The 16772-nt window shown below is 57.7% G+C and carries 16 protein-coding genes; 5 read left to right on the plus strand and 11 right to left on the minus strand.

Going from position 1 to position 16772, the window contains the following annotated elements:
- Positions 1-19 precede the first annotated feature (19 nt).
- The 3 genes from mtr to RAE04_RS00825 all read left to right on the plus strand — a co-directional run bounded on the left by mtr (position 20) and on the right by RAE04_RS00825 (position 2579).
- Complete coding sequence (gene mtr / locus RAE04_RS00815) at positions 20-1417, plus strand: mycothione reductase (protein WP_317026098.1); 1398 nt, start codon at positions 20-22, stop codon at positions 1415-1417.
- A gap of 322 nt (positions 1418-1739) precedes the next feature.
- Entirely contained in the window at positions 1740-2132 is a 393-nt protein-coding gene (locus tag RAE04_RS00820; protein WP_317026099.1) for a hypothetical protein, read from the plus strand.
- Positions 2133-2180: 48 nt separating this feature from the next.
- Positions 2181-2579: a hypothetical protein gene (locus RAE04_RS00825; protein WP_317026100.1), complete on the plus strand. Its 399-nt coding sequence runs from the start codon at positions 2181-2183 to the stop codon at positions 2577-2579.
- Positions 2580-2768: 189 nt separating this feature from the next.
- On the opposite strand, the gene map is transcribed toward RAE04_RS00825, so the two are convergent.
- The 5 genes from map to dxr all read right to left on the minus strand — a co-directional run bounded on the left by map (position 2769) and on the right by dxr (position 9307).
- Positions 2769-3638, minus strand: a complete 870-nt coding sequence (map, locus tag RAE04_RS00830; protein WP_049377466.1) for a type I methionyl aminopeptidase — start codon at positions 3636-3638, stop codon at positions 2769-2771.
- Between the two features lie 78 nt (positions 3639-3716).
- Positions 3717-5570: a penicillin-binding transpeptidase domain-containing protein gene (locus tag RAE04_RS00835; RefSeq protein ID WP_317026101.1), complete on the minus strand. Its 1854-nt coding sequence runs from the start codon at positions 5568-5570 to the stop codon at positions 3717-3719.
- Positions 5571-5651: 81 nt separating this feature from the next.
- Positions 5652-6815, minus strand: a complete 1164-nt coding sequence (ispG, locus tag RAE04_RS00840; RefSeq protein WP_269953086.1) for a flavodoxin-dependent (E)-4-hydroxy-3-methylbut-2-enyl-diphosphate synthase — start codon at positions 6813-6815, stop codon at positions 5652-5654.
- Between the two features lie 108 nt (positions 6816-6923).
- Positions 6924-8132, minus strand: coding sequence for a M50 family metallopeptidase (locus RAE04_RS00845; RefSeq protein WP_317026102.1), 1209 nt, complete (start codon positions 8130-8132; stop codon positions 6924-6926).
- Positions 8133-8146: 14 nt separating this feature from the next.
- Positions 8147-9307, minus strand: coding sequence for a 1-deoxy-D-xylulose-5-phosphate reductoisomerase (gene dxr, locus RAE04_RS00850; RefSeq protein WP_317026103.1), 1161 nt, complete (start codon positions 9305-9307; stop codon positions 8147-8149).
- A 132-nt stretch (positions 9308-9439) separates the two neighbouring features.
- Here dxr and RAE04_RS00855 point away from each other — a divergent pair, with 132 nt between their 5' ends.
- On the plus strand, positions 9440-9946 hold the full coding sequence (locus RAE04_RS00855; protein ID WP_317026104.1) for a DUF2631 domain-containing protein: 507 nt from the start codon (positions 9440-9442) through the stop codon (positions 9944-9946).
- A gap of 215 nt (positions 9947-10161) precedes the next feature.
- On the opposite strand, the gene RAE04_RS00860 is transcribed toward RAE04_RS00855, so the two are convergent.
- From RAE04_RS00860 to rlmN, 3 genes are read right to left on the minus strand one after another with little or no spacing between them, the layout of a single operon-like run.
- Positions 10162-11760, minus strand: coding sequence for a hypothetical protein (locus RAE04_RS00860; protein ID WP_317026105.1), 1599 nt, complete (start codon positions 11758-11760; stop codon positions 10162-10164).
- A gap of 5 nt (positions 11761-11765) precedes the next feature.
- A complete protein-coding gene (locus RAE04_RS00865; protein ID WP_317026106.1) occupies positions 11766-12596 on the minus strand; it encodes an ABC transporter ATP-binding protein in 831 nt (276 codons plus the stop codon).
- An 18-nt stretch (positions 12597-12614) separates the two neighbouring features.
- Positions 12615-13739 (minus strand): 23S rRNA (adenine(2503)-C(2))-methyltransferase RlmN, encoded by a 1125-nt coding sequence (gene rlmN, locus RAE04_RS00870; protein ID WP_317026107.1) that lies wholly within the window; start codon positions 13737-13739, stop codon positions 12615-12617.
- Positions 13740-13821: 82 nt separating this feature from the next.
- On the opposite strand from rlmN, the gene RAE04_RS00875 reads away from it, so the two are divergent.
- Positions 13822-14229, plus strand: coding sequence for a lipopolysaccharide assembly LapA domain-containing protein (locus RAE04_RS00875; RefSeq protein WP_317026108.1), 408 nt, complete (start codon positions 13822-13824; stop codon positions 14227-14229).
- 83 nt (positions 14230-14312) lie between these two features.
- Here the strand turns inward: RAE04_RS00875 and RAE04_RS00880 are convergent, their stop codons facing one another.
- From RAE04_RS00880 to pyrH, 3 genes are all read right to left on the minus strand, one after another.
- Positions 14313-15194, minus strand: a complete 882-nt coding sequence (locus RAE04_RS00880) for a phosphatidate cytidylyltransferase (protein WP_299137128.1) — start codon at positions 15192-15194, stop codon at positions 14313-14315.
- 146 nt (positions 15195-15340) lie between these two features.
- The gene (gene frr / locus RAE04_RS00885; RefSeq protein WP_005325221.1) at positions 15341-15898 is read right to left on the minus strand and encodes a ribosome recycling factor; all 558 of its coding nucleotides are present in this window, start codon (positions 15896-15898) and stop codon (positions 15341-15343) included.
- Between the two features lie 71 nt (positions 15899-15969).
- Positions 15970-16656, minus strand: coding sequence for a UMP kinase (gene pyrH, locus RAE04_RS00890; protein ID WP_023027755.1), 687 nt, complete (start codon positions 16654-16656; stop codon positions 15970-15972).
- Positions 16657-16772 lie beyond the last annotated feature (116 nt).

The following is a 16772-nucleotide window of genomic DNA, read 5'->3' on the forward strand; positions in this document are numbered from 1 at the left end:
CTATATAAAAGGAATAAACGTGACTACTTCACGCCAGTCCCACACGCCCGCTGCCGAGGAACATTTCGACCTCATTATCATCGGCACCGGCTCCGGAAACTCCATCCCTAGCCCGGATTTTGATGACCAGAAAATCGCCATCATTGAAAAAGGCACCTTCGGCGGCACCTGCCTCAACGTAGGCTGCATTCCCACCAAGATGTATGTCTATGCCGCCGATATTGCCCTAGCGGCGCGCGAGGCCGGCCGGCTGGGCCTCGATGCTCAGGTCACTAGCATGAATTGGGGCTCCATCGTGGACCGAGTCTTTACCAACCGCATTGACCAAATTGCCAAGGGCGGCGAGCAGTATCGCCGCGGTGAAGAAACCCCGAATATCACCGTGTACGACGAGCACGCACGTTTTGTCGGTCCGAAGACCATTCAGACCGGCGAACATGTCATCAGCGGCGACCAGATCGTCATTGCCGCCGGCTCCCGCCCGGTGATTCCGGAGGTCTATGCCAACTCGGGCGTGAAGTACTACACCAATGAAGACATCATGCGCATGGACCACCAGCCAGAAAGCCTCATTGTAGTAGGCGGTGGCTATATCGCCATGGAGTTTGCCCATGTCTTTGACGGCCTCGGCACCAAGGTGACCGTGGTCAATCGCTCCAAGACCTTGCTTCGCCACTTGGATGATGACCTGTCCAGCCGCTTCAACCAGATTGCTCGCGATCGCTTCGACGTGCGCATAGCGAATGGCACCGAGCTCGAGGAAACTGACACGGGCGTGCGGTTGGAGCTAGATGATGGCACCTCTATTGAGGCAGAGGCCATTCTGGTTGCCACTGGACGCACCCCAAATGGCGATCAGATGGATGTAGATAAGGCAGGCATTGAGATGCTTTCCGACGGCCGACTAAAAACCGATGAGTTCGGCCGCACCACTGCAGAGGGCGTTTGGGCGCTTGGCGATGTCTCTTCTCCATATATGCTCAAGCACGTAGCCAATGCGGAGACCCGCGCCGTGCAGCACAATCTGCTCCACCCAGAAGATCTCCGCCCACTGCCCCACGACAATGTCCCCGCCGCCATCTTTACCCACCCACAAATCGCCACAGTGGGCCTAACTGAGAAGCAGGCACGACAGAAGGGCTTCGACGTCACCGTCAAGGTCCAGAACTTTGGCGACGTTGCCTACGGCTGGGCTATGGAAGATCACACAGGCATCTGCAAGCTGGTAGCAGACCGCTCCACTGGACAGCTTCTCGGCGCGCACCTCATGGGTCCACAGGCTTCTACCGTGATCCAGCAATTGATTACCGCGATGGCCTACAAGTTGGACATGCGGGAGTTCACCCGCAACCAATATTGGATCCATCCCGCACTGCCAGAAGTAGTGGAAAATGCCCTTTTGGGACTGGAGTGGTAAAAGTAAATTGTTACGTGATCTTTCTCACATATGCCCAGTATCTTCCCAGCTTTCAGTGCATATTCCCATTTCACGCCAAGGAAGTCCCATTCGCACCTGCAGGGAATTCACCACCATTTAGGGGCACACATTAATTTAATGGATGAAATTCCGGCCCTTGACGTGCAAAAGGACAAGAGTTTTACTAGATTCACTGGGGACACCGGCTAGAGCCGATACGAACACGGCTACCGCGTGTTTCTGGATGTTCCCTGTACATTCAATAACACTTTGGTTTCCCAGTGTGGAAGCCTTGCAAGTACGACTTTTAAGGAATTTTGATATGCGTATCCGCAATGCAGCTATCGCTGGCGCAACCGCTCTCGCCGTTGCTTTCGGCGGCACCACCGTCGCTTCCGCTGCCGACACCGTCAACCAGAACGGCACCGAGATCGAGGTACAGCCACAGAACCCGTCCAAGACCGCAAAGGGCGGCGACGACGATCAGACTCCGGAGGACTACACCCCTTCCCTGTCCTCCAAGATTGGCCACAAGCTCGAGGGCGACCAGGCAGCTAACGGCGTTGGCATCTTCGGTTCTTCCAAGGACTTCTCCGGCCAGCCAGCATGGGCAAAGGTCTTCTACGGTGCTACCGTTCTAGCAGGCGTTGGTGCCCTGCTCGGTGGCATCATCGGCCCTGTTTACAACTTCTTCGTACACGGCCCTTCCTTCTAAGCAACAGCCACTCGGCTCAATCAAAACTTCCGAAAGGTAATTTTCACAATGCGTAACTTCCGCACCGCAGCCGTTGCTGCTGCTACCGCTGTCACCGTAGCTTTCGGCGGCACCGCCGTTGCTTCTGCAGAGTCCTCCACCACCAACGAGAACACCACCTCATCCTCTTCCTCCAGCTCCCTGACCCAGCTGGGCAAGGAGTGGGGCGCATGGACTCCGGGCGAGGACGGCAAGCCGGTCGTAACTCCAGACAACCAGGTCACCGGCGAGGACATGTTCGGCAAGGAGACCTCCGAAAACATCCCGGAGTGGGCTTCCAACTGGAAGAAGGGTGCTACCGCACTGGGCATCACCTCCATTGTCGGCGCAATCATCGGCGCTTACAACTACGCTGTTTACAACGGCATCGTCCCGCAGCACATCTTGGACCCAATCTTCCGCCGCTAATTATTAGCCGCAGATTGGCTCTAGATAGCTAGGGCTTGCAGGGGCCTCGTTTTAAGAACGGGGCCCCTTTGCTATGCGCAGCTACGTGCTGAGTGCTGATGCCTTGCGCGGGACGTCAGCAAGCATGCACAAAGGCCGCCCCCACTTCCCTGCATTGGGTCGTGTGGAGGCGGCCTTTGTTAAAAAGCTTTAGTCCTCGTCGGGAATGGTGAGGATTTCGTTGCCATCCTCGGTAATGACGAGGGTGTGCTCAAACTGGGCGGTGAACTTGCCGTCGGTGTTTTGCACGGTCCAGTCATCATCCCAGATCTCGTAATCCAGGGAGCCAAGATTAATCATCGGCTCAACAGTCAGGGTCATGCCAGGCTCAAGGATGTCGCGGTAGACGGTCGAGTCATGGTGCAGGACAACAAGGCCGTTATGGAAGGTCGGGCCGACGCCATGGCCGGTGAAATCGCGCACGACGTTGTAGCCAAAACGCTTGGCGTAAGACTCAATAACGCGGCCGATGACATTAATCTCGCGGCCAGGCTTTGCGGCCTTGATGCCGCGCATGGTGGCCTCCTTGGTGCGCTCTACCAGCAGGCGGTGTTCCTCGGAGACATTGCCGGCAAGGAAGGTGGCGTTATTATCGCCGTGGACTCCATTCTTATAAGCGGTGATATCGATATTGACGATGTCGCCGTCCTCAATCACGGTGGTATCCGGGATGCCGTGGCAAACAATCTCATTGAGGGAGACGCAGCTGGACTTAGGGAAGCCGCGGTAGCCTAGCGTAGACGGGTAAGCGCCGTGGTCGCACATGTACTCGTGCGCCACGCGGTCCACGTAATCAGTGGTTACGCCCGGCTGCACGGCCTTTCCAGCCTCCTTGAGGGCGTTGGCTGCAATCTTGCAGGCCTCACGCATCTTCTCAATAACCTCTGGGGACTGGACGTAGGGCTCACCAATGCCCTCTTGTACCTCGTCCTTCCACACGTACTCCGGTCGCTCAATGCTCTCTGGCACGGTGAGGATCGGAGTGGGCTTGCCTGGCTTTAGCTTTCCTCGATTACTCATGGTTTCCCATGGTAGTCCTCTGCGCCCATAATGCAGCAGCCGGGGTCATAAGCTAGGGCCGTAGCTCCAGCTCTGGGTCTACCCTTCGGCCGGCGGAGCCGCACCCTCGTGCGGACCGGAGCGGTAGGCATCGACCTTCTGCAAGAAATTGCTGGTGATATTGACCGAAGCATCGGAACCGCCGCCCAAAACCACGAGGGTGGCAAAGGCGATATCGTCTTCCTCCCGGTAACCGGTAAACCAGGCGTGCGAGCCCTCGTTAATCTCGGCCTCACCGGTCTTGCCGTAAATCGTGCCACCCGCTGCCATGCTGCGGGCAGTACCGCTGGTGACCACTTGGCGCATCATGGCGCGGACATTGTCCAGCACGTGCTTGGGAATCCGCTGCGGCTTATCGGAGGCTGTGGTTTTGTGCCCCTCGATAAGCGTCGGTGTAGGCGTCTTGCCATTAGCAACCGTTGCAGAAACAAGCGCCATTCCGAAGGGGCTAGCCAAATCGTAGCCCTGTCCATAGCCGGCTTCCGTGCGCTCTAGTGGTTCTTTTCCCTCCGGGATAGAACCAGTAATGGTAGTCAGGCCCGGAATATCGTATTCCACGCCGAAGCCGAACTTCTTACCCATGTCCTTCAATTCACCGGGCTTGAGCTTAGTGGAAATATCCGCAAAGGTGGTGTTGCAGGACTGCGCGAAGGCTTGGCTGAGCGGAACGCTGCCTAGGGCGAAGGCATTATAGTTGGTCACCACGCGGCCAAAGATGTCCATGGTGCCCGGGCACGGCACGATGGAATCGGTATTAAGGCCCTGCTTTTCTACACCCGCCGCGGCAGTGAGAATTTTAAATACAGAGCCGGGCGGGTACTGACCTTGGAGGGCTACGTCGCCGTCCTCATCGGCCTTCTCGGTTTGGGCTACGGCCAAAATATCGCCGTTAGAGGGACGGATGGCTACAAGCATGGCTTGCGAATCCGAGCGCTCGTTTACCGCTTCTTGTGCGGCGCGCTGCACGTCGTAATCAAGACCCACCTTAATCGACGGCGCAGCATTAGGCGCATGCTTCTCGACGTCCGAAAGCGCCGCACCATTCTCATTGACCACGGAGATGGACCACCCAGTTTGACCATCGACCTCGTCTTGGACCGCAGAGCGCACGCGCGACATAAGATCGGGGGCTAACCCGCGGTCGCGGGTAACCAGGGCTGGTTCCTCATTAAGGCGCACGCCGTCCATGCCCTCCACCTTCGGGCGCACCGCCTTGGCTTGGTCCTCCGTGAACATAGTTACGGAGTAAGAACCGTCTGCATCCTCCAATTTCTTGGCCAAATCCTTGGCATCAATCTCTGCAATTGAATCATCCTGGCGATGGGCGGCTGCCAACGCGCCGCTGATCTTTGAGGCGGTGGGCCGCACATCATCGAGCGAGCTGGTATCTACCACCAGCCGGTAGTTCAGCCCCGGGCTCATCAATTCCACCCCATTGGAAGAAACCACGCTGGCACGCTTTGCTTCCAATGCGCGCAGCTCCAGGTGCTGGTTTGCTCCCAGGTCGGGGTGGATAAGGCTTGGCTTCCACCGCACCGTCCACTCATCCTCAGTCTTGCTCAGGGTCATCTGCGTGTCATAGCTCAAGGTACGATCCTTGGGCAGATCCCAGGTGACCTTGTAGTTCGCTGTGGCGAGGTTCTCATCTTGGTCCACGCCTTCAAGCTCAATGTCGAGCCCCTCGGCCTGCAGGCCGGAATAGGTGGCATCGAGGGCAGAGGTGGCGTCGGAGGGGGCGTCGGTAAGCGCGGCTAAGCCGTCATTATTGCGGGATTCCATCCCCTGGAGGAATTCTTCCGCGACCGGTTCCGCAGAAACCGGCTTCGGTGTACAGGCAACCACGCTGGTGGAGGCGAGCGTGATAGTTGCAACCAGCGCGACCAACTTCTTCATGTCTTGGCACTCTAGCAGCGCAAGCGCCAAAAAAGACTGCCCCACACCGAAGTGCGGGGCAGTCTGCTCAAAGTGGGTAAATTACTGGGTTACGCGAACCTCAGCCTTGGCGCCTTCCACGGCTTCCATACCCTGCTCATCGGCAATGCGCATGGCCTCTTCAATGAGGGTTTCCACAATCTTGTCCTCGGGCACGGTGCGAACGACCTCGCCCTTAACAAAGATCTGACCCTTGCCATTGCCGGAGGCAACGCCGAGATCCGCATCGCGGGCCTCGCCCGGACCGTTGACAACGCAGCCCATCACGGCAACGCGCAGCGGGAACTCCATGCCCTCCAAGCCGGCAGTAACTTCCTCCGCCAGCTTGTAAACGTCCACCTGGGCGCGACCGCAGGACGGGCAGGAGACGATTTCCAGTTTGCGCGGGCGCAGGTTGAGCGACTGCAGAATCTGGTCGCCCACCTTGATTTCCTCTACCGGCGGAGCGGACAGGGACACGCGAATGGTATCGCCAATGCCTTCTGCCAACAGTGCGCCGAAAGCAACCGAAGACTTGATGGTGCCCATGAACTTCGGACCAGCCTCGGTCACGCCGAGGTGCAGCGGGTAATCAGTCTTTTCCGCCAGCTGGCGGTAGGCCTCCACCATCAGAACCGGATCGGAGTGCTTAACAGAAATAGCGATATCGCCATAACCGTGCTCCTCAAAGAGGCCAGCCTCCCAAATAGCGGACTCGACGAGTGCCTCCGGGGTGGCCTTGCCATACTTTTCCAGCAAGCGCTTGTCCAAGGAGCCACCATTCACGCCGATGCGAATTGGAATGCCGGCATCGCCGGCTGCCTTAGCAACTTCCTTCACGCGGCCATCAAACTCGCGGATATTGCCCGGGTTCACGCGGATGGCGGCGCAACCAGCATCGATGGCCTGGAAGATGTACTTAGGCTGGAAGTGGATATCCGCAATCACCGGGATGGGAGATTTCTTGGCAATGGCCGGAAGCGCTTCCGCATCGACAGGCTTAGGGCAAGCCACGCGCACGATATCGCAGCCGGAAGCGGTCAGCTGCGCAATCTGCTGCAGTGTGCCATTGATGTCGTGCGTCTTGGTATTGGTCATCGACTGCACCGAAATTGGTGAGTCAGAGCCGACACCGACCGGGCCCACCTGCAGCTGACGAGTCTTGCGGCGTGGGTGCAGGACTGGTGGTGGGCCGTCTGGGATTCCTAGACCGATGGGGGTCGACATGAATTCTCCTTGTTGAAGCACAGTAAGTACATACGGTGGGTGATTAACGCCCCCACTCTAGCACTGCTTGCTTTATGCCTGAAGTGCGCGCAGCGAGGGCTGCGGCGGCTAGCCAAATAGCTGTATGGGGTTGACCACATCGGCGACGATGACGATGACACCAACCCCCATCAGCAGGCCGGCCATTACATAGGTCACCGGCATCAGCTTGGTGTAATCGGCTGGGCCCAGAGCGGGCTTACCTGCCAGCTTGCGGATCCCATCGCGCAGCTTTTCATAGATGATGACTGCGATATGTCCGCCGTCGAAAGGCGGCAGCGGAATCAGGTTAAAGAGTGCGAGGAAGAAGTTCAGCGTGGCCAGCATCATAAAGAACATCGACCACAGGGAGCGCTCCGCCAATTCGCCGCCCACGCGAGAAGCGCCGACGACGGACATCGGACCATCGGCCTCGCGTTCGTGGCCGAAGATGGAGGCCACCACACCCGGAATTTTGCCGGGGAATTGCTTGAGACCATCGACCGTTGCGCCCAGCGAATAGGTGCTAAAGCGCCAGGTTGCCGGTAAGGCGTCGACGGCGTCGTGCTTTTCTACGACATCGATAAGCTGATTGCTCAGCCCGATTGAGCCAGCATCCACTAGCTCGCCGTCTTGGTTCAACCGCTTGACCGTATCGAGGTGGATTGTGAAGTCCCTGTCTTCCCCACCGCGCTCGACCGTCAGCGTAATGGTCTCACCGGGGCGCTGCATTACCTCATCGCGCAGCTGGGTAAAAGAATCCAGCTTCTGGCCATCGAGGGCAACAATAATATCGCCCTCCTGCACGCCGGCCTTTCCAGCAGGGCCTTTACCCGTGCACGTTTCTAGCTCTTGGTTCGGCTTCTGATTGGCCGAGCAAGTCACCTCGCCCACACGCGGGCGCACATCAGCATCCGGATTGGGAAGACCAGCCGTCATCGCCACAAAGTAGAGGATGACAAAGCCCAAAATCAGGTTGACCCCAATGCCACCAGCCATCACGATTATGCGCTGCCACCACGGCTTTTTATACATCGCATGGGGCTCTTCTTCCTCGGTGAGGATTTCATCCTGCGCAGTCATGCCAGCGATATCGCAAAACCCGCCTACCGGGAAGGCCGCAAGTCCATATTCGGTGTGACCCTTCCGGAAGGAAAATAGGCGCGGCCCAAACCCAATAAAATAACGGCGCACGCGCATGCCAAAGGCACGCGCGGTGAGCATATGGCCTGCTTCGTGCAGCGCTACGGTAAGCCCGATGCCAAGGGCGAAAAACACAATGCCCAGCAAGTTTGCCATGGTGTGAAAGCTTTCTAGTCAGCCAGCGAATCAATCAGCGCATTCGCGCGCCTGCGCGCCTCGCCTTCCACCGCGAGGATTTCATCGAGGCTAGAGACTACACCAGCAAACTCGGATGCGGAATCAAGGATCCTGCCCACGACGTCCACGATCTCCGGGAAATGGATGCGCCCGGACAAGAACGCGGCCGCTGCCTCCTCATTGGCGGCGTTGTAGATGACCCCTGTTCCCTCAGCCGCGGCCCGGCGGGCGAGGTTAACGGCGGGAAAGGCGGCATCATCAAGCGGCTCAAAACGCCAATCATGCGTCTGCGCAAAGTTCAAGGCCGGCTGGGCACCTGGTACGCGGTGCGGCCAATTCAGCGCTAGCGAAATGGGCAGCTTCATCGACGGCGGCGAGACCTGAGCAATCGTGCAGCCGTCCTTGAAGGTGGCCATGGAGTGAATGATGGACTGCGGGTGCACGGTGACGTCGATGCGCTCCGGGGCGATGTCGAAGAGCAGCGTTGCTTCAATAAGCTCCAAGCCCTTGTTAATGAGGGTGGCAGAGTTAAGGGTATTCATCTGCCCCATGGACCACGTAGGGTGCTGCGCTGCCTGCTCAGGGGTCACATCCCACATCTCTTCGCGCGACCAACCGCGGAAGGGGCCACCAGAGGCGGTAAGGACCAGCTTATCCAGCTCCCCCTCCTCGCCGGCACGCAGGCACTGCGCCATGGCGGAATGTTCCGAGTCAACAGGGATAATCTGGCCAGGGCGCGCCTTCTGCGTAACCAGCGTGCCGCCCGCGACGAGGGATTCCTTATTGGCCAAGGCTAGGTACTCGCCCATCTCCAAGGTTGCCAAGGTGGCCTTGAGCCCCAAAGAACCCACCAAGGCATTGAGTACCGTATCGGCCGGGGTCGAGCGCACTAGATGCTCTGCAGCGTCGGCGCCACGCAAAACCGAACCACCTAAAGCAGCCGACACCTCGGCCGCGGCGCCCTCGTTGGCCACGGCAACGTGGTCAAACGAAAGGTTGAGGCTACGGGCTTGTTCGATGATGAGCTGCGGATTGGAGCCACCCGCAGCGATTCCCACGACGTCGAATTTATCGGGATTATCCGCAATGACTTCCAGAGCCTGCGTGCCGATTGAACCGGTGGAACCAAGAATGAGTATTCGCTGAGTAGTCACGCTTCCACCCTAGCGCCCACCACCATTGGGCGGTCGCGGCAGGTACGTCGCACTGCGACGGGGGTGTTTAATCGCCATCTAAGGTGCGATGTTTTAGAATGTGTAGCAGACAAATGGCATTGGTGTGCCCGCATGCCCATCGCACAGACGGACACACGCAGAAGCGAAGGAGAGCAAGTGTCTTCCCACAAGCCGGTACCGCAGGTATTTGACGGTGTTTCTACTGAGGACGTTCCATCCGCAGGATTCGGTTGGTCCCGCATCAGCCGCTCTGGCGTACAGATCGCCGGTTGGATTTCTGTCCTGTTCCTACTTGCCTACAACTTTGGTAACCACCACGGCCACGTTGAGACCATCTGGCTCATTGCCTTGGCTATCTTGCTCGCCGTTGGCCTGCTCATCCACGCTTTCCAGCCTAAGTTGCACCAGGTTCGCACCGTAACCGCCCGCAACCAGCCGGTGGGCCACCAGGAGCCGGACTGGGTCTACGACCAGAAGACCAACACCGGCGTATACGCCGAGCTGACCGATTCCCAGCTGCGCGCCCTCAACATTGAGCCTTCCCGCGTTTCTCACCTGCGCGTTGAGCCAGGCACCAACAACGCCACCCCGGTTACCTCCGGCAAGCACGCGCTCTAAGCTTTTAGTACGCTTTAGCTACCGCCGCCCTTCCCCGCGAAGGCCGGCGGTTTCTTTATGCCTCCGCTTGGCGACGCCGCGCGGCGCAAGCAATCTCCCCGTACTCTGCAGCCGGCACGCACTCCAGCAACTACGGTGAGGTTGCTACTGTGCGCCCGTCTGAATTGCTTGGCCAAGCAACAAAGCCAAGAAAACATTAGAACTACACTCGCGGGTTAAGATACCCAGTGCCTGACCTTGGAGTAGATTTCAGGCAGCGTTTCATCCACACGTTTACCGCTGACCTGCAAGGCAACGATATAGCAAACGACGGGGACCGCGATTACTAAGACAAACCCCAACGCGAGCAATACGGAATTTGAACCGTACCCGAGGGCCATTGGGATAACACCGGGAATAATCGGCGTCCAGCCGATAAACAGGCTCAAGATTGCGCTTAAGAACGCGCTGGCCGAGTAGCCAGATTTATCTGCCCACATACTGCCACCGGGCCGCGCGGTGGCAAAGGGATTAAAGGTAGTGAGAAGAAGGGATAGCCCTGCAGAAGAAATGAATATGCCCGTAGCCGCAGCGATAAAGCACACAGACTGCAGCTTGTCTGCGCTTAATATATAGAGGACTATAGCCAATATCACGAATACGATAACCGAAAGCATCAAGTGAGCCCAGTGACGCGCATAGAGCAGCGTACGGGGGCGGACCGGAGCAGCCAGCTTCACCCAGAGACTAGGCCCGTCATAGCCGAAATCGTTGGTAGCCAGCAATCCACCGAAGAGACCCAAAAATAGTATGCCTATTGTGGGCAGCTCGGAATCAGAGTTGATTCCCTGGAAGATGAAAATAAGCGCAAGGATCGGTTGCATGATGATGCTGCCGATAAGGCGTGAATCGCGGAAGATATAACGAAAAGAGCGCGTAAATTCCATCGCCGCCGGACTGCGGTAGGAAAATGATCCCAATGAAAAGCGGCTGATCCCCTTGGCCTTCCCGCTGCGCTTATGCTCGCCAGCAGCAAGGGTGCGGCGTTCGTACTGCAAACGCAGTAAGCGCTGCCAGGCCCATGCAGCCACACATAGCGAGACCACGGCTATAAGAAACTGCGCGATGGCTACCACTAGCTCGCCTTGGCAAAGAGATAGCGCCCATCCCACTGGCGCACCCAAAGGGGTCCACGCAAGAACCCCTCCCACTGTACCTAGTGGGAAATCAGAATCCATAAGGGAAGAAAGACGGTTCGAGCCAAAAATAAGCAAGACTACCGCCACTGAACCTAGCACTTTCAGCATAGTAGAGCTTAGCTCCGCGGCGGTGGCGCCAACATAAACCGCAAGGTCCGCGAGAACCAACGTCAGCACTAACGCAAAGATCATTCCTAGGACAAAGGGCAAGATAAGCAGAGCTTGTGCGTTGGCGGCTAAAGTCACACTTCCAATGACTGTGTACGCAATGGTCAGCAGAACCGGCACCGGTGCGCGCAAGTTGAGTACCGAAGCTATTGCAAGTGCTGGGGTAATGTCTTTCAGGCGCAACGGCAACGCGGAAAGCTCGCGCGCAGATAGCTGGTTCTCCCCGCTGGGCATGATGAGCGTGATGACCAGAAAAGCGAGGGTGCCTATTGCAGGGGCGGCAGTAAGTGCATGGAAGTTTCCGGTACCAGAATCACTGGAGATATCTGCCGCCGCCAATACAGCGAGCGAGGCCATGCCGATGAGTCCGTAGAGCAACAGGCAGATTGGAATCAAGACCGCTGAGGCATTGGACTTTAGGTTCCGCACCCACAATGTGCGATGAAGTTTTAGAAGCGTAGAGGTCATAAGGACTAAAACTCCCCTCCCCTACGTTGCGGCTCGTCGCTATCGCGCCGCAGCCAATCAAAGGAGCCGGCATCAAATTCACTGCCGCCGGCGAAGTGGATAAAGGCATCCGTGAGGCTGCCTTCTTGGCGCACCTCCTCTACGTGTCCAGCAGATAGCACTTGGCCACCGGCAATAATGGCTACGTGGTCGCACAGCCCCTCCACCAATTGCATGACATGGGAGGACAAGATAACCGTGCCACCGCGGTCAACGTAGGCACGCAGTAGTTCCTGAATGAGTTTGCCTGATACAGGATCCACGGCCTCCAAAGGCTCATCAAGAATCACAACTTCTGGGTTGTGCAATAGTGCACCAGCTAGGAGGATCTTTTTGGTCATGCCAGCGGAGTAGTCTGCGATGGGCTTATCGGCGGCGTCGGCAAGCTGCAAGGCATCCAAGAGTTGCGCGCTGCGGTGTTCCGCCTCCGTTTGATTCATGCGGCGCAATGCCCCGAGGTAGAAAAGGAATTCCGGTCCTGACAAGCGGTCGAAAACTGGAGCACCATCGATGAGAAGGCCCATTGCCGCCTTCGCTGCGATCGGGTCCTGCCAGGTATTGTGCCCGGCGATAAAGGCCTCGCCGCTATCTGGCCGCAGTAAGCCGCAAGCCATGGTGAGCATGGTCGTCTTGCCAGCGCCATTCGGTCCGACGATGCCATAAATAGAGCCCCGCGGGATGTCGAGGCTCAAATTCGACACCGCGGGGCGTCCAGCGAAAGATTTATTCAGACCGCGCACGGCAAGGGCCTGCGCGGTGGGATCATCTGCAAGCGGCGGATAATTCGGAATAATCATATCCGCCAATATTATCAGTTAGGCAGACTTATCTTCCCGTTCATCCGCTGCGAGCTGACCACAAGCTGCCGCAATCTCATCGCCCTTGGTATCGCGCACCGTGCAAGGAACGCCTTGGGCCTGTACGCGGCGCACGAACTCGTCTTGGCGGTCCTGCGGGGCCGCATCCCATTCCGAGCCCGGTGTGGGGTTCAGCGGAATGACATTGACGTGAACCTTGGAGCCCAGCTTCTGATGCAGCTTGCGGCCCAGCATATCCGCGCGGAAATCTTGGTCATTCTTATCGCGAATCAGGGCATACTCAATAGACACGCGGCGAGCAGACTTATCCGCGTAATAACGCGCAGCATCGAGCACCTCATCGACGGACCAACGGTTATTGACCGGCACGAGGCCATCGCGCAGCTCATCATCCGGAGTGTGCAAGGAAACGGCGAGCGTGCAGGCCAAATCCTCGTCCGCCAGCTTACGGATTGCCGGAGCCAAGCCCACGGTGGACACAGTCACGTTGCGCTGAGAAAGACCAAAGCCGGCACCATCCTGGCCAGTAATCTGACGCACGGCCTGCACCACGCGCTTGTAGTTGGCCAGTGGCTCACCCATGCCCATGAAGACCACGTTGGACAGGCGGCCGCCTTCTGCCGCCATTGCGGCGGCAGCATGGCGGAACTGCTCAACGATCTCGCCCGTAGACAAGTTACGGTCCAGACCGCCCTGGCCGGTAGCGCAGAACGGGCAGGCCATACCGCAGCCGGCCTGGGAAGAAATACACAACGTAGCGCGTCCTGGGTAGCGCATCAGAACCGACTCCAGCAGTGTGCCATCATGCAAACGCCACAGGGACTTAGTGGTCTCGCCGTCATCCGTGGAAGTAGTCCGGATAGGCTTCATGAGCTCAGGGAAGAAGGCTTCCTTAACTGCTTCGCGCTTGCCGGCGGGGATATCGGTCATATCCTCCACATTGTCAGTATAGTGCTCGTAATAGTGCTTAGCCAGCTGCTTTGCACGGAATTTAGGTAGGTCAATTTCTGCGAGCTTATCAATGCGCTCGGTTTCGGTCAGGTCGGCGAAGTGCTTAGGGGGAAGTCCGCGGCGCGGGGCGGAGAAGTTAAGTTTCACTGGTTGAGCCATAGTGTTGCCCATCTTTCCACGGTCTGCGTGGGTTTTTCCAATTGAAAGCCGTGCCAAGTGGCATAATCGACAGGTTTAAAGAAATAATGGATACATGACAAATCCGAATTACACCGCAGATGACTTTTCTTCTTCCGACGCAGACCTCTCCTCGACGGAGATGAACGCTTCTGCACCGGAGACCGGTTCTAGCCTAGAGCCGACGGTCTCTGACTCTACTTCTCACTCCACCCAGCCTTCCGGCAAGGCGAAGGGATCTTTCGCAGCCAGCACGTGGATCGCGCTCATCGTAGGTTTCCTGCTACTGATTGTTCTCATTGTTTTCATCATGCAAAACCAGCACGCGGTTCCCATGAATTTCCTAGGCTGGTCCGGTGAGTTCCCTGCTGGAATCGCTTTCCTCATCTTCGCCATTGGCGGAGCACTCATCATGGCGTTAGTGGGTGGCTGGCGCATGTTTGAGTTGCGCCGCCAACTGCGCAAGCAGGCTCAGCAGGTATAGGTCTTAAAAAGCCGCCTCTCCCCCTGTCCTGCCTTCTTAGGACGGACTATTGGGGAGAGGCGGCTTTTGCGTACCCGCTGCTTCTATGGCGTGAACGTTGCCAGGAAGCTAATGGCCACCCAGGTGACCATGGCGGAAGGCAGCATGCCATCTAGGCGGTCCATCAGGCCCCCATGGCCGGGCAGCAGGGCCGACATATCCTTGATTCCGAGCTCACGCTTAAACTGTGATTCCACTAAGTCGCCCAAGGTGGCGCAAATGACAAGGCCAAGACCCATCAGGCCGCCCACCCAGGCATCGTGATGGAGCAGGAACTTCACGGTAAGCGCGCCGGTGACCACGCCAAAGAGGATTGACCCGGCAAAGCCCTCCCACGATTTCTTGGGGCTTACTGCAGGGGCCATGGGATGCGAGCCAAACATCACGCCAGCGATATAGCCACCAGTATCGGAGGCCACCACGCACAACATAAAGACCACGATGGAGGCGGCGCCACTGGCAAATGGGGTCGACACCAGCGACAGCATTGCTGCGAAGGTGGCAAAAAGCGGAATCCATGTCAGCACAAAAATGCCGACGGACATATCCCGCAGGTAGTTAATTGGTGGGCGATGACGACCATTATGGAAGAGGCGACCAAACATAAGCGCCAGCACAGCGGTGACATAGACCGCGACAAGGCCGGGCGCGCCCAGTGGCCACGAGACCCACACCATAGCTTGGCCCAAAATAATGAGCAACGTGCGCGGGATATAGTAGGAATGCTCCCGCAGGCGGCTGAGCACCTCCCACATAGCAACGCCAACTGCAAGGGCCACAAACGCGTACCACGCGAGTGGGCCGGCCCATACGGCGAGCACGACAAGTGCCCCGAGACCTACGCCGACGCCGATAGCGGCCGGCAAATCGCGGCCTGCGCCATTCTTCGGCTGAGGCAATCGGCGGTTAATGGCGTCACTCACCATGACCGGCTCCTTTCGCTGCTTCTTTCGCGCCCCCTCGCTAACTTCCACTGCTCGACCTCCCCTACTCCACACTTCGGAGCTGTAGGCCGCGGAACAGAAAAAGCGCCGCCGGCCGGGGACGGGCACGGCGGCAATGACGGGAGGTCTTAGACCTCCATCAGCTCGTTTTCCTTATTTTCTACCAGCTTGTCCACCTGCTCGATGTAGCCGGAAGTAATCTTTTCCATTTCCTTTTCCGCTGCGATGACCTCGTCCTCGCCGGCGTCGCCGTCCTTCTGCAGCTTCTTCAACTGCTCCATGGCCTTGCGGCGAATATTACGGATAGCAATCTTGCCGTCCTCGCCCTTGCTCTTGGCCAGCTTCACCATTTCCTTACGACGCTCCTCCGTCAGCTGCGGAACGGTAACGCGCAGAACCTGACCATCGTTGGTGGGATTCACGCCCAAATCCGAGTTGCGGATGGAGTTTTCAATCTCATGAATCATGGACTGTTCATAAGGCTTGATGAGCAGCATGCGCGGCTCCGGTACGGAAATGGTAGCCATCTGAGTAATCGGGGTAGGTACACCGTAGTATTCGGCTACCAAGCCGTTGAACATAGTGGGATTCGCGCGGCCGGTACGAATGGTCACCAGCTGCTCGCGGGTGTGCTCGACGGAAGCGGTCATGTGCTCTTCTGCTTCGAGCTGAATCTCATCGATCATGAGGTTAAATCATCCTTAAACGAATAGGGGTGGCTGTATAAAAAGGTAGCAGGTTCGCAGCCCTTACAATATTAGGACTGCACCAGCGTGCCGATAACTTCACCGCCGGCGGCGCGGGCGATATTACCCTCTTCCAGCAGGTTAAAGACCAAAATTGGCATATCATTGTCCATGCACAGGCTAAAGGCCGTGGCATCCGCAACCTTAAGGCCCTTTTCAATGACCTCACGCGGAGTGATTTCAGAGTACAGTTCCGCATCCGGGTTGGTGCGTGGGTCATCGGAGTAGACACCGTCGACTGCCTTGGCCAAGAAAAGAACCTCGGCGCCAATTTCCAGGGCGCGCTGCGCGGCAGTGGTATCTGTGGAGAAGTACGGCATGCCCATGCCGGCGCCAAAGATAACCACACGGCCCTTTTCCAGGTGGCGGTCAGCGCGCAGCGGCAGGTACGGCTCGGCAATCTGCGCCATGTTGATGGAGGTCTGCACGCGGCAGTCCACGCCCTGCTGCTTGAGGAAGTCCTGTAGTGCGAGGGAATTCATTACCGTGCCCAGCATGCCCATGTAGTCCGAGCGAGCACGATCCATGCCGCGCTGGGAAAGCTCGGCGCCGCGGAAGAAGTTTCCGCCACCGATAACCACTGCAATCTCGATTCCTTGGCGGGAAACCTCGGCGATTTGGCGGGCTACGTTTTCAACCACATCTGGGTCGATGCCGACCTTGCCGCCGCCGAACATCTCACCGCCCAGCTTCAGCATTACTCGCTTGTATCCGGTTCGCTTAATTTCTGCAGCAGTCACGCCTACTTCGTCTCCTTAACGCGGGGCAGTTTCAATCTCCGCCCTATCTTACCCATATATCTTTCGCTTCCTCA

Origin of the sequence: Corynebacterium sp. CTNIH16 (assembly GCF_032821655.1) — a bacterium.
Lineage (GTDB): Bacteria > Actinomycetota > Actinomycetes > Mycobacteriales > Mycobacteriaceae > Corynebacterium > Corynebacterium marquesiae.